General features: G+C 46.9%; 8 protein-coding genes. 2 read left to right on the top strand and 6 right to left on the bottom strand.

Translation table 11 applies throughout. The features are described from left to right. Positions 1-418 precede the first annotated feature (418 nt). Positions 419-745, top strand: coding sequence for a hypothetical protein (locus QUB12_RS05405; RefSeq protein WP_333305821.1), 327 nt, complete (start codon positions 419-421; stop codon positions 743-745). A 66-nt stretch (positions 746-811) separates the two neighbouring features. Beyond that, positions 812-1351, top strand: coding sequence for a GIY-YIG nuclease family protein (locus tag QUB12_RS05400; protein WP_333305819.1), 540 nt, complete (start codon positions 812-814; stop codon positions 1349-1351). A 382-nt stretch (positions 1352-1733) separates the two neighbouring features. On the opposite strand, the gene QUB12_RS05395 is transcribed toward QUB12_RS05400, so the two are convergent. The 6 genes from QUB12_RS05395 to QUB12_RS05375 form a co-directional block, all read right to left on the bottom strand. Beyond that, positions 1734-3056 carry a response regulator gene (locus tag QUB12_RS05395; protein WP_333138287.1) on the bottom strand — a complete coding sequence of 441 codons (1323 nt, stop codon included), beginning with the start codon at positions 3054-3056 and terminating at the stop codon, positions 1734-1736. A gap of 378 nt (positions 3057-3434) precedes the next feature. Further along, positions 3435-7571, bottom strand: a complete 4137-nt coding sequence (locus QUB12_RS05390) for an ATP-binding protein (RefSeq protein WP_333305817.1) — start codon at positions 7569-7571, stop codon at positions 3435-3437. Between the two features lie 75 nt (positions 7572-7646). Continuing rightward, positions 7647-8132 carry a DUF6887 family protein gene (locus QUB12_RS05385; protein ID WP_333305815.1) on the bottom strand — a complete coding sequence of 162 codons (486 nt, stop codon included), beginning with the start codon at positions 8130-8132 and terminating at the stop codon, positions 7647-7649. After that, positions 8119-8304 (bottom strand): DUF6888 family protein, encoded by a 186-nt coding sequence (locus tag QUB12_RS37490; RefSeq protein ID WP_445252001.1) that lies wholly within the window; start codon positions 8302-8304, stop codon positions 8119-8121. Before QUB12_RS37490 ends, QUB12_RS05385 begins: the two co-directional genes overlap by 14 nt. A gap of 309 nt (positions 8305-8613) precedes the next feature. Continuing rightward, positions 8614-8853 carry a hypothetical protein gene (locus QUB12_RS05380; protein WP_333305813.1) on the bottom strand — a complete coding sequence of 80 codons (240 nt, stop codon included), beginning with the start codon at positions 8851-8853 and terminating at the stop codon, positions 8614-8616. 34 nt (positions 8854-8887) lie between these two features. Further along, positions 8888-14005, bottom strand: coding sequence for a PAS domain S-box protein (locus QUB12_RS05375; RefSeq protein ID WP_333305811.1), 5118 nt, complete (start codon positions 14003-14005; stop codon positions 8888-8890). Between the last annotated feature and the right edge of the window lie 48 nt (positions 14006-14053).

The raw sequence follows: 14053 nt of genomic DNA, 5'->3' as shown, positions 1-14053 counted from the left end.
CCGACATGATAAAAGCGATCGGCAAATAAATCAGGGCTAGTGGTCAAAATTTCCTGATTGTGGTATTTTTATTGACCGAAAGCATCCAGGATACAAGCCCCCGACTTGATCCGTGGGGTCAATGCTTCAATTCTAAAATCTAAAATCTAAAATCGATTGACCGAAAGCATCGAGGATACCCGCCACGTGATTCATCCGTCCAGAAATAAAAAACCTGTATCCGATAAAGGAGCCCCCGAATTTCTCTCGCGCAAGTCAATGCTTCAATTCTTTAATCTAAAATCTAAAATCTAAAATCTAAAATCGATTGACCTTCTGCGTTTAAAACGGTCAGTCTCAGGTAAAATTCAGGATTAAGTCGATCGCTCAACAGTTAACCAATAAGCGTTCACCGCCGTCTGTCAGGAGTATACAGAAAATGGGTCTTAAGATTATTGAAAGCTACGATAGCAGTTTTGTCCTCGAACCCGATGCTAAAACTGCACTGTTCGGTTTATTAACCGGTGAAAGCTTTGTCAAACAAGTAGCGCTACAATTGCAATGCTCCCGCATTGAGTTTGCCGAGTTACTTTTCCAGCCAGTCCCTTACAGCAGCGAGACGCCCAAGGGAATGCCTGCGGAATTTGAAAAGTATCATCAATCGACCGATTTTGCGATCGTCAACGTCCCGCCTAATTTCATGTTCCAAGCCAAAATATTTAAACCCAGTCGCCTCTGTGCCGTTTATCGAGTTTTCAAGAGTTAGGTAAAGGCTGGTTAATCTGTGGTTTAATCTAAAATCTAAAATCTAAAATCTAAAATCTAAAATCGGATGACAGAAGACATTCAATCTCTCGCCAGCTTAGAATTCATTCCCTACATAGACTCCGAGGGGAAATTGCCCGATTTTGTACAGGGAAAAATCGGCGTTTACGCGATTTTTGACAGCGATAAAGTGCTGCAATTTGTCGGCTATTCTCGCGACATTTACCTCAGCCTTAAACAGCATTTGGTACGCCAAACCCAATATTGCTACTGGCTGAAAGTCCAAACTATTGACAAGCCCAGCCGCACTATCCTAGAAAGCATTAGAGAAAGTTGGATTGCCGAAAACGGTTCCCAACCCCAGGGTAACGGTGCCGATGCGGCCAAGTGGAACGATCCCATCGACACCAAAACAGTGATGACTGCCCAAGAAACGGCAAATTATGAAGGTATCTTCGCCGATGAAATTGCCAAAGATAAATTGTTGAAAAATGTCGCGCGGCGCGTGGAAAATGAAATTTTCGCGCTGCTGAAAGCTCGCGGCGTAACTGAAGAAATCCGGTTTAATCCCAAGCTGAAAACGAGCGGATTGTTGGATTTAAAGTAAATACGCTCTCTGGTCAATTCCCCACAATCAGCCCCGGTTTGTAATGAGGACTTCTATCAAATCCCGTAGCATGGTAATTAATATTACCCACAGCTTTCGAGACGGCGCCGCGCCCATTAGTCTCAACTTAAGATTTTAGTCCGCCAGTCCTCCCGCTCACCCGGCAGTCCGCCAGGGAATGAATTCCCTGTCTAATAGCAAAAGTCCTCTAAAAGAGGACTAATAAATTATTCAGTCCTCTTTTAGAGGACTTTCGCTTTGAGGCAGGGGTTTCAACCCCTGACGGACTGACGGATTATCGGTTTTACCTTAAACAGATGCTTGCGTACAATCTATCTGATATATCCTCTGGGTCTGTTAAATTTTAACATTTTAAAAGTTATTAAAATTTAACAGATATCGGAATCTGCACAATTAACTTGGTTCCTCGGCCCGGAGCTGAAATACAACTGATTTGACCTCGATGTTTTTCCACTACAATATCGTGACTGATTGCCAACCCTAATCCAATACCACGGCCTACAGGCTTCGTTGTAAAAAATGGGTCAAATATCTGGTGGCGCACTTCCTCACTCATCCCACAACCGTTATCGGCAATGTGAATAACAACGGATTTATAATTGTGAATGGCTAATTTTGAATCTTGATTGTGCAGGGCCGCTTCTGACTCACAACTTAGTGAAGTGCTGATGAGAATTTTTCGGGGAGACGGTTGAGTTTCCAGGGCATCAATAGCATTACTTAGCAGGTTCATGAACACCTGATTTAACTCACTGGCGTAACAGGTGACTCTTGGCAGTTGGCTGTAGTCTTTAATGACCTCTATCTCACCAGCTTTGTTTGTTCCCTTCAGCCGGTGCTGCAAAATAACTAAAGTATTGTCAATGCCTTCATGGATATCCACTGGCTTGTACTTTTGTTCGCCAAGGCGGGTGAATTTCCGCAAAGACATCACAATTTCGCTAATCCGAGAAGCACCCTCTGTCATCGAATTCAGCAGTTTTGGATAATCCTCTGCGATGAATTCGGGTTGAATCTCGTCCAATTCGCCGATAATTTCTGCAACGGGGTGGGGGTAGTAATGTCGGTACAATTCGACGAGGCGAAGCAAATCTCGTGTATAGTCCGCCGCGAGAGCAATATTACCGTAGATAAAGCTGACGGGATTGTTGATTTCGTGAGCAATTCCAGCAGCTAGCTGACCTAAAGAAGCCATTTTTTCCTTCTGTATTAACTGAGCTTGAGTTTTCTTTAGTTCAGTTACGGTTTGTTCGAGTTGGTTGGCGTAGGATTGTGTTTGCTGGAACAACTGCCGCTGCACGAGTTGGTTTGAGACGCGGGCGAGAACTTCTTGTTCGTGAAACGGTTTTGTGATATAATCTATACCACCAACTTCAAAGGCTTTGACTTTATCTAATACTTCATTCAAAGCACTGATAAAAATAATTGGAATGTCCTTGGTTTTGGGAGAATTTTTCAAGGCTTGGCAGACTTGGTAGCCGTCCATACCGGGCATCATGATGTCGAGCAAAATTAAGTCAGGAGGAGTTAACTCGATCGACCGTAGCGCTAGTTGGCCGTCGGGTGCGGTGCGTGTTTTGTACCCTTGCTGCGAGAGTATTTGAGCTAAAAGTTGCAAATTAGTCGGAATATCATCAACAATTAAAATATTCCCTTTTAAGACGGGAGTTGGTTCGTAATTCATATCTAGTTTGGTTAAATAACCTTTATAGGTTTGTAGTATCCCAGGTTTATGAAGTAGGGACACCGCACCGTGCCCATAGGTGTTAACTTAAGCTTTTTGTCCGCCAGTCCTTCCGCCTACCCGGCAGTCCTTAGCGGGAATGAATTCCACGGGGCTTATAGCGAAAGTCCTCTCAAAGACGACTAATGAGTTTAAAAATTCTTCTTCTAAGTCCTCATAGCGAAGACTTTCGCTTTGAGGCAGGAGTTTCAATCCCTGTGGGACTATTGGTTTTACCTTAAATGGACACCAATGGGCACGGTGCGGTGTCCCTACGGGGGGATAGATATATAAGATATATCTGGGGTGTACTTCATAAACCTGCTATCTGCTGTAATATCATTTCTCTTTCGTTTCGGGATGGATGAAAGCTAGTATTTGATTGAACTGAAACTCGTTAGCCAATGCGGCTAGGGCGCTAGCTAAAGCGTCATTGCGATCGCGAATTTGCTCAATTTGGATCAGAATTAACTCTAAATCGCACTCAATTGTGGCTTTCTCTAAAGCTGCCAGCCAATCTGCGGGTAAAGCTGCCAGAGTCTCTGGAGTCGGAGGCTCGATTTGAGTTGACTCGGGAACACTCTCCGGTTCATCGTAAATGTAACGCACTCCCAGATGTTTGTGGAGGGTGGCAAAAATTTCTGTATCTCGAAAGGGTTTGTGAATAAAGTCATCGCAATCATCTGAGACAGTAACGGTTTGCGCTTCCTCGGCGTTACCGGCACTCACGGCAATAATTGCCGTAGCTTGACCTTTAAGGGTGGCTTTAATGCGTTTGGTAGCTTCATGTCCATCCATCACGGGCATCCACATATCCATAAAAATTAAGTGTGGCTCAAAACTCGACCACATTTCAATAGCTTCCATGCCATTGGTGGCTTCTTCGAGTTCAAAGTTAAAGCCAGCGAGGAGTTTGATCAGCAGTTGGCGGTTGTCGGCTCGATCGTCCACAATCAAAATACGATAGCGTGGCTGATTGCGTTCGAGGGCTATCACCCGACGCGGTGGCTGTACGGGTTGAGTCGCCGGGGCATCAACGGCGCTGACGGGGATATCAAACGCGAAGGTGGTGCCGCGTCCAACTTCACTGCGTACAGTAATCACGCCGCCCATCAGCTTGACAAACTGTTGGCTGATAGCCAGCCCCAAGCCTGTTCCTTGCTGAGATTTTGTTCCTGTTTTGGTTTGCACAAAGGCTTGAAAAAGCTTATCTAACTCATCAGCAGCTATGCCGGCACCCGTGTCTTCTATTTCAAAATGTAATTGGTAATTACTGATTGGTAAATCCTGATTTCCACGGTCTATAAATGCACTTACTCTTAACCAAATTACTCCTTGTTTAGTAAACTTAATGGCGTTAGAAAGCAGATTAATTAAAACTTGGCGCAACTTCATTTGATCTGTTTGCACGTACTCAGGAGTTTCGCTAGAGCAGTCAAATATTAACTGCAATTGTCGCTCCTTTGCCTGGAGCTGAAACATCTCTGCTAGATCGTTCAACAGGCTGCTTAATTGAAATTTTGTTGGGTTGATTGTAATGCGTCCCGCCTCTATTTTGGCTAAATCTAATATTTGATTGATCAGAGCTAGCAAGTGTTCTCCGCTGCGGTTGATGATACGGATATTTTCCTGTTGTTCGCGAGTGAGGTTGGTAGAGCGCTGCATCAATTGGGAGAATCCCAGAATTGCGTTTAGCGGGGTGCGAAGTTCGTGGCTCATATTTGCCAGGAAAGTGCTTTTGGCAAGGTTGGCGGCTTCTGCAGCCCAGGCAGCTTGTTGAAGCTGTACTGCTTGCTGTTGAGTGGCTTCGAGCAATTGAGCTTGTTGTAAGGCGACTCCTAGTTGAGTGCTAATTTGCAGCCCAATATTGATTTCTGCTTCGCGCCAACTGCGGGGTGCAGAATTTTGATAGCTGGCGAGCAAACCCCAAAGTTTACTGCCGCAAAATATGGGAAAAATAACGTAGGCTCTAGCTTGAAATTGCTCTAACAGTTCTAGGTAACAAGGACTCAACCCAGCGGTGTATATGTCTTCAATTATGCGGTAAGGAACGCCTCTAGCATACATACCACCTTGATTTCTTTGTAGATAGGTATCCAGCACTGGTTCACCGGAGGCTTGCATAGTTTTCACGGTACAGCGAGAGTCTTCGACGAGATTGTTTGGCACATTAAAATCGTCGGGTTGTTGCATCAGAGATATCCAGCCCGCAGCCATTGACTCGGCAACAAATTCCCCACTCCAATCAGGATTAAAGCGATAGATACCGACTCGATCGCATTTTAGGGTTTGTCGCAGTTCAAATGTTGTGGTTTTGAATATTGTGTCAATATCTAAGGATTGACGGATGCGATCGATCGATCGGGCGATGGCTTGTTCTCCCTGGGCGCTTTCTCGCAAAGCTGACTCGGCTTGTTTGCGATCGCTAATATCCAAAACAGTGCCCAACAAACGGAGCAACTGCCCTTTTTCATCATAAACCGGTTTCCCTCGAACTTCAATGTAACCGATCGAGCCATCTCTTCGGATTAGCCGCAGATCAATTTCAAAGCTTTGCCCCGACATAGCTCGATCGCGCACCATTGTCAGATAGCGCGATCGATCTTCTGGATGAAAGCGCTCGATTAATTGTTCGTTTGGCAGCGGTTTTTGAGTCGGATCGAGCTCATAAATGCGATAGACTTCTTCACTCCAAGTGGTTGTGGCTGTGGCGATATCGTATTCCCAACTGCCAATACGGGCAATTTTTTGGGCTTCCAGCAATCGGGATTCCGCCAACTGGCGATCGCTAATGTCGCGCGCTACCCAAACCGCAGAGATATCCGACAGTGGCGAAATTTTAGCAGCAAACCAAACTTCTTGGTTATTAATCGGCAGACTGTAATCAAAACTAATAGTTTGTTGGGTTTCCAATGCCTGTCGAACTTGAGCAAAATAAATCTCCTCCCTTGGCTCATGAAAAAATTGTTCGATGATGGAGTCGATCTGATTCGTCTGATAGTTGTATTGAAAAATTCCCTTGGTGGGTATAATTTGGATAGTTTCTTCTTGAATATCAAAAATCAATACAATATCTGTAATTGACTCAAATATTTTCACAACTTGCTCAGTAGAAGTGGAAAGTTTTTGTTCGAGCAATTTGCGCTCGGCAATTTCAGATTGTAATAGTTCGTTGGCACGAGCTAAGGCGCAGGTACGTTCGACCACTTCGGCTTCTAAAGTGCGATTGTAGTCAGTTAAGATTTTTTCAGCTTGTTTGCGCTGTACGATGTTAGAAAAAGCAGTGATGGCATAAATAATGTTTCTGCCTTCGTCGAAAATTGGTGTGGCGCGCACCTCAAAAGGAATAAATTTCCCATCTCGATAAAGTTCTACATCTTCAAGGAATACCGTTTCCCCGCGCAGTGCTCGGAATGCGGGCAGTTCTTCAGTGGGATAAAGCTGGTTTTGGCGGTAGATTTGATAAACTTCTACTGCTTCTTCTAAAGTCGAATCGGGAATAGTTTCTACGCCCAGCCAATGCTTGGCAGTTTCGTTGAAGTACACGACTTTACCGGAGGCCTCGTGGATAGATACTCCCGCAGGTATGGCTTCGAGAAATTGCTTGAGTTGGCTCTCTCTTTGCGCTAAAGCTTCATTTAAAGATTTTTGGTCTGCAAAAGCCTGTTGCAGTTGCGCTGCCATAAAATTGAAGGAATTGGCGAGTTCTCCCACTTCATCGAAGCGTCTAATTTCTAAAGGTTGATCCCATTTTCCTGTGGCAACATTTTTGGCAGCGGTATTCAAACGCATAATTGGCTTTGTTACCCAACGGGAAGTCAAAAATCCGATCGCGATCGCCAGCGGCAGTGTACCCGTCAATAACCAGAATGTATTGCGCGTATTTGCTTGAATGCGAGCCATGAAATCAGACTCTGGCACCACCACCACAATCAACCAATCAAAGCCACGGAAATCTCGATAGGGAGTGACGCGGACAAACTGCCTATCGCCCTTGTTCGCCAAGGTAAATCGCTGCGTTGTTTGCAGCGTGCGGAAGTTGCCAAATCGGTTGGCGAGTTGTCGAGCAATATCTCGCGTTGGGGCATCCTTGCTGTTAGTGGCTAGCAATGGCGTCGGTTGCTTTTTTGTTGGCGTCACCAAGGGTTTTTCTAGTGTGGATGTGGCAATCAGATTGCCCGATCGATCCATAATAAAAGTTTGTCCTGAAGCCGAGAATTGCAGCCTAGCCAGAAAGGTATTGATTGCCGAGGGCCCATTATTATCGGTGAGGCGATCGCGGGTACGTTCTCCTACTTGTTCGATTAACTGATGCGCTACATCCTCGACTGATTCCTGACCACTTTTGAAAGAAAGATAGCCCACTAGCCCAACTACACTTACCGTTTGCAAAACAAACGGCACAATCAGAACCGTTCGCAGTGGCAGCTTGCTGAAAAATTTGGCGGTTAGGCGGTTGAAGGGATACATGGGCATGGGTGTGAACCAATTGTGCTGGCGATCGTATTTTAACTGCTATAGTCTGCCTTTACCCCCGGCAATTGGCGCGCCCTACAGGCTCTGAAATGTTCCTCCGGGTTCAATATAGCCAACTATCAGCGAAGATTGGGCCCTGCTGTCAAAATTTGCTTCTGTCAGTTCTGTTTCTAGCTGTTTGGCATTTGATTCATTTTTACTTACAAAAACTGTGATAACTTTTCTAATTTCTTTGTGTCTCTCGGCAATCATGTCGTTAATTAAAAGCTCTATAAATGGCTTATTGGTTGGCAGAGAACTGCCCATATTTTGAATTTTAACTTCTGTTTGATTTCCCTCTGAATCTGTCAAAGCCCAGCTAGAGTAGCTTTCGGGAAGTTTATTAATAGTTTGATTCGGGTGCTGGAAGTGCAACCATTTAACAACTGCTGCCTCTGTTACGGCTACAGATTCATGCAGCCGATCGACAAAAGCATAGAAAGCCTCATTATCTTCTCGGTGAGCAAGTACGTAAGCTCGCAATTCCTTTCTGCTCATAGTTTGAAAATTAGGTCGGTTCATCAGAGGATCTCCATTGCCCGTTAGGATAAATCTCTATTTCGATAGTTTCACCAGCCAAAATGTAGACGTTATTTGTGCGTTCATCGAGCCGCACTATGTAGATAGGCTGATACATATTTGTTAACTCGTAGCAAACTACAAAGCATTTGAGTAACTGCGCTGCTGTAGGAATAATCTTTGCTCCTTCACTCTCACACTCTTTGTTGTTTAGTATACAGCAGTCAGAGTTTGCAGTATCTCGCGGATCGCCCTAATGCAAATTTGTTAACTTGGCTAAAACGGTGGCGAAGAGAGCGGGTTCGATCGGCTGTGTTAAGTGTTCGTTGTAACTCACATCTTGCACCATTCTCAATTACTTGTCTAGGAACAGGCAAGATGCCTGTTCCACAAGAAAACTCATTCTTTGTGGAACGGGCATCTTGCCCGTTCTTGACAATGGTGCAAGATGTGAGTTGTAACTGACATCTTGCACCATTCTCAATTACTTGTTTAGGAACAGGCAAGATGCCTGTTCCACAAGAAAATCTACTCTTTGTGGAACGGGCATCTTGCCTGTTCTTGAGAATGGTGCAAGATGTGAGTTGTAACCAGCGGCGATCGCCCGATCGCGGTCTTCTTCGCTAGCATAAGCTGTCAGCGCCACGGCCGGCAAGCGCTTGATTTTGTCGGATGCGGACGATCGCACTTTGCGGATCGGCGAGTAGCCGTCCTCAACGGGCATAGCGATATCACGGACTAAAATATCCGGCGGCGACTCATCTCAAGTGCCCCTTCTTACTCCGAGGCTGTTTGAGTGGCAGTGTCACCGTAAATGTCGCACCCTGGTCTTTACCGGGGCTTTCCGCCGTCACAGTGCCCCCGTGGAGTTGCACCAAGTGCTCGACGATCGCCAATCCCAGTCCCAAACCGCTGTCAGCCCTAGTTTTCGAGGCGTCTGCTTGTCGGAAGCGATCGAACACAAAGGGCAGAAACTCAGCAGGAATGCCCTTTCCGGTATCGCTGACAGTAATTTGCACGTAATTGGGTGATGAGGAATCGCTAACAGCTACCGCAGACAAGCGCACTTGCACATTTCCCCCCGAAGGCGTAAACTTGACGGCGTTAGTCAGCAAATTCCACACTACCTGCTGCAACCTCTGAGCATCGCCCCACATCAAGCTGACTGAGGGGTCAAGTTCTAACGAAACGGTGACAGACTTGGCCTCGGCTGCCAAACGAACTGAATTATGAGCCGCCTCGATCGTCTTTACCATGTAGAACCAGCCGGGTTTCAGGATCAGCTTGCCTTGAATAATCCGGGAAACGTCAAGCAAATCTTCCACTAGCTGGCTTTGCACCTTCGACTGACGCTCAATGGCTTCCAAACCCGAAGCTAATTTATCTTCGTTGTAGGGGTGGGCGCGCAGGACCTGTGCCCACCCATGAATCACATTTAAAGGCGTTCGCAATTCGTGGGAAAGAGAGTCTAGAAACTCGTCTTTCCGGCGACTGATAGCTTCTGCTTCCGCCCGCGCGGCTTGTTCGCGATCAAGCAACTGAGCGCGTTGGGCCTCGACTTGCTTGCGATCGCTGATGTCGGCGATGATCGACATACAGTTGATATTGCCGTTGCTGTCGCGGACTGGAGTTGCCCACAAACTGATGTCGATCGAGCTGCCGTCTTTCCTTTGGCGCTGGGTTTCCATGCCGGCGATCGCCTTTCCTTCGCGAATTCTTTTCAAATTAGCCATGAATTCCTCCCGCTTGTCTGCGGGAACGCAGGGCACAAATTGACCTACCGCTTCTGATTCATGCCAGCCAAAAATCCTCTCGGCTGCTGGGTTCCACATTTTCACAGTGCCGTCGTCGCAGTCCAAAACGGTAATTGCTAGGGGACAAGCCTCAATCAAAGCTTCTAAAGTTTGATGGATGTGCGATCGCGCTGCTTCTGCTTCTTTGCGATCGCTGATATCGACGTTCACCCCGATCATTCGCAAAGGCAAACCCCGATCGTCGGGAAATACCTTAGCCCTGCAAGCAATCCAGCCCACGCTTTTGTCGGGGCGGCAGATGCGGAACTCTATGTTTAATTCCTCCCCGGAAGCCCCCGCAGCTTGCACCTGCTGTTCGGTAACAGCGCGATCGTCTGGATGCACCATTTGGGCCCAACTTTCATAGCTGTCGATACCGTCGGCCGGCAGCCCGTACAAAGCCTCTAATTCCGGTGTAGACGCGATCTCGTTGGTTTGGACGTTCCATTCAAAAGTTCCGATTTTGCCTGCTTGCTGAGCGATTTGCAGCCGTTCTTGATTGTGTTTGAGTTCTGCTTCCACCCGCGATATCTCGGTCAAGTCGATGTAGAATGCGACGATCGTCTCTGGTTCGCGATCGTCCGGGCACAGAGTGGTTCCGCCCATCAGAATCGGCACGCGGCTGCCATCTTTGCGGATGTACTCTTTCTTGAAAGGAGTTGCGACTCCCTTAGTCCGCAGTTCTTGGGCCGCTAAGGCGTCCAGGTGCAGGTATTCGGGGGGGGTCATTCTGTCCCACCGCATCTGACCGGAGAGCCAGTCTGAGCGGTTGTAGCCGACCATGTTGAGCAGGGATTGGTTGGCGTAGGCGATGCGGCCGCTAAAATCGCCGATCGCGACTCCGAAAATATTTGACTCCAACAGCCGCCGGAATATGGCTTCGCTTTGCTGTATTACTCGTTTTGCTTGGTTGCGATCGGTGATTTCGGCTACCACAGTGCTGACTCCCAGCAGCGTTCCTGATTCATCGATCACGGGGTAAAAGCTGATTTGCCAATCCCGCAAAACTCCTGGCAGTTGCTTGGTTTCGGCCTTAACTTCCAAGTCGAGCACGGGGGTTTGCGTCGCCAGCACTTGGCGGTAAATCCGCTCTACCATATCGGCCATTTCGGGAATTACTTCTCTAGCGGTGCGCCCGATGTGATCTGCGATCGATCGGCCGTTGATCGCAGCGAGGCATTCGTTGAGGCGGATGTAGCGCAAATTGGTATCGACAAAGCACAGCCCGACTGGTGTGGTGTTGTAAACTAAGTCGAGTTCTGCTAGTTGGCGGCGAATGCGTATTTCGTTTTCTCGAAGTTGGTTTTGGGCTTGTTTGCGATCGGTGATATCGAGTACGAAGAATGCTCCTTTGTCTTGGCATCCTTGGAAGTTTCCGCCGCCGACTAAAACGGGGAAGCGCGTGCCGTCTTTGCGGAGATATTCTTTTTCAAAAGGCGCGCAACTTCCTGATGCTTCGACTTGCGCGAGGGCGACGCGATCGAGTTCTAGATATTCCGGCGCGGTGAGTTCGAGCCAGCGGATATTTCCCGAAACTAAGTCTTCCCTCGTATATCCGATCATTTCCAGCAAGGCGTCGTTAGCGTCAGTAACTTCGCCGTTGGCCTCCCAGAAACCGATGCCGATCATGTTAGATTCTACCACACTGCGGAAGCGCATTTCGCTTTCCCGCAAAGCTAATTCTGTTTGTTTTGCTGCGGTAATATCTGTGATAATTAGGCCGGCTCCGATTATTTCTCCCCTTTCATTTTTCACTGGGTAGTAGTTGGCTAGCCAGTAACCGAAATATCCCGGTTTCCCATCAGGTTCGCCGCTCATTTCTAAGTTTAAAACAGGCTGGCCCGTTTCTAAAACTTGCTGAATTATCGGCGCAAATTTGGCTGCATGTTCTGGCAACAATTGGCGGAAGTCTTGGCCGAGATGCTGTTCTATCGGCAAACCGTTGAGTTCTGCTAATACTTGATTGATACGGATGAAGCGCATTTCGCGATCCATAAAGCAAATCGCTAGGGGAGATGCTTCTAATAGCGAGTCAATTAAGGCGAAGGATTGCGATGTTTGAGATAGTGCTTGTTGCGCTTCAGTGTAAAGTCTGGCGTTGTCGAGGGCGATCGCCACGCGATATGCTAAATCTTCTAGCATTGCCATGTCTTCTGCACTGTACCGGCGGCCCAACTTTGAGGTAAAGCAAGTGATGGAACCCATTACCCGCCCGCGAGCCTTCAGCGGTACGCAAGCGTGAGAGCCGATATTGAGCGATTCCCTACGGGATAGCTTCGCTTCACGCAATTTTTCCTTTTCTGCTGGATTGTCGGCTCCGGCTGCTAAAATTTCCTCATCCACTTCGGCAATTAATTCGGATTTTCCGGTGCGGATTACCAGCGGATAGCCGTTAACAGCATTGTCGGCGATCGAACTTCGGATGCTGAAGTTATTAAGAGTATCAACCATAGAGGGTTCTGCGTGAGCCACAGCGACTAGACGCACTTTTGACCCCGTTTCGGTCAAATGAATGCAGCACCCGTCGGCGATCGAATTTACTGCTAATTCTGCTACCTTTTGCAGCACGGTTTCCCCGTCAAACGCATCAGCCAGCATTTTGCTGACTTCAGCTAAAAATGCCGAGCGCTGCTGTTCTCTTTCCGCTTTTTCCCTTGCTGTTTGCTCGATTGTTAACTGCAATCTTTGAGTTTCGGCAAGTTTTATTTCTGTGATATCGCGGGCGACAATTAAGGCTGATTCTGGTACGCCATTTTTGTCAAATTCTGGAACTACGCGGGATTGATAACTTCGGATGCCGTTGATTGATAAAGCCTGAAATTCGATAATTTCTTCTTGACCTGTTTCTAACACTTTGTGCAGGGTTTCATCCCACATCTGGCACTGTTCCGGCGGTATTCCTATTTCTTGACTGGTTTTACCGAGGAAGAATGAAATTGGTTTTCCTTGGCTTCTTTCAACTGCTTGATTGACATAAATATAACGCAGATTTTTGTCAGTGCGGATAATGATATCTGGCGTATTTTCTAGCAGCGTTCTCAGTTGCTGTTCGCTGTTTGCCAAAGCTGCTTGCGCTTGTTGTCTTTCCGTGACATCTCTCACCGTGCCCACATATCCGATGAGTTCGCCGGAGTCGGAAAACATCGGCGATGAACAAACGTTAATCCAGCGCACAATCCCTTCTGGTGTTTGCAGGCGATACTCGATCGCATATTCCCCACCTTGCCGAGTATAATCCAGCCATCGGCTCAATACGCGATCGCAGTCTTCCGGGTGAATGCACTTCTCCCAACCGTCTCCTAAAAGTTCTGTCAAACTCAAGCCGCAAATAGCCTGACAGCGTGGGTTTGCATAGGTGTAGCGCCCCTCAAAATCTGCCATAAAAATGCCAACCGGCGAACAGGAACTTAAACAGCGAAATCGTTCTTCTTGAGCTTGCAGCGCTTCTTTAGCTACTGTCAGTTCTGCTGTCCGCTGTTTGACGCGGCTTTCTAGTTTGGTGTAGGATAAAGCCAGGGCTATTTCTGCTTCTTGGCGATCGGTAATATCAATGCCTGTTCCTATCACATATTCTACCAAACCATCGCTATTGGTCGTCACAGTATTCGACCAAGAAATTAAGCGCTTAGAGCCGTTTTTAGTGCGCCAATAGTTTTGATATTCGCTGTTAAAATGTTCGACTTTTAGCTGGGTAAAAATTGTTTTAACTGGATCTATTTCTTCGGGAATTAAGAACAAATCCCAAACATATTTATTAATTACTTCTGCTGTCGAGTAGCCTGTAGTTTTTTCGCAAGCTTGGTTAAAGCGGACAATCCGTCCTTGGCTGTCGAGAACTACAATCAAGCAAGCTGTCGTGTCAATTACTTGGTAAATAATATTACGTTCTATTTCTAATTCTTGTTCGGCGGACTTTAAGCCAGCATACCAAGCGATAATCATTGCAGCAGCCAAAAGTAAGATTGCAGAACCTGCCTGGAAGGAAAACAGTAACAGAGTTGTCAGCAGTAAAGCCGTGCCGGCACTAAATGTAGCAATACTGTAAGATTTAATGGGTAAGGGCAAGACCTCAAACTGGCTCATTTTTGTTGACCTGTAGCGATGGCGCGATCGCACTATTGCTTATGTCGA

Source organism: Microcoleus sp. B7-D4 (genome assembly GCF_036705125.1).
Lineage (GTDB): Bacteria > Cyanobacteriota > Cyanobacteriia > Cyanobacteriales > Microcoleaceae > Microcoleus.
The sequence above is the reverse complement of the archived record's forward strand: the minus strand, read 5'-3'. Positions and strand labels throughout refer to the sequence as shown.

Coding starts and splice junctions, on each gene's coding strand:
- QUB12_RS05405 (WP_333305821.1), top strand. CDS start 419: ATGGGTCTTAAGATTATTGAAAGCTACGATAGCAGTTTTGTCCTCGAA.
- QUB12_RS05400 (WP_333305819.1), top strand. CDS start 812: ATGACAGAAGACATTCAATCTCTCGCCAGCTTAGAATTCATTCCCTAC.
- QUB12_RS05395 (WP_333138287.1), bottom strand. CDS start 3,056: ATGAATTACGAACCAACTCCCGTCTTAAAAGGGAATATTTTAATTGTT.
- QUB12_RS05390 (WP_333305817.1), bottom strand. CDS start 7,571: ATGCCCATGTATCCCTTCAACCGCCTAACCGCCAAATTTTTCAGCAAG.
- QUB12_RS05385 (WP_333305815.1), bottom strand. CDS start 8,132: ATGAACCGACCTAATTTTCAAACTATGAGCAGAAAGGAATTGCGAGCT.
- QUB12_RS05380 (WP_333305813.1), bottom strand. CDS start 8,853: ATGCCCGTTGAGGACGGCTACTCGCCGATCCGCAAAGTGCGATCGTCC.
- QUB12_RS05375 (WP_333305811.1), bottom strand. CDS start 14,005: ATGAGCCAGTTTGAGGTCTTGCCCTTACCCATTAAATCTTACAGTATT.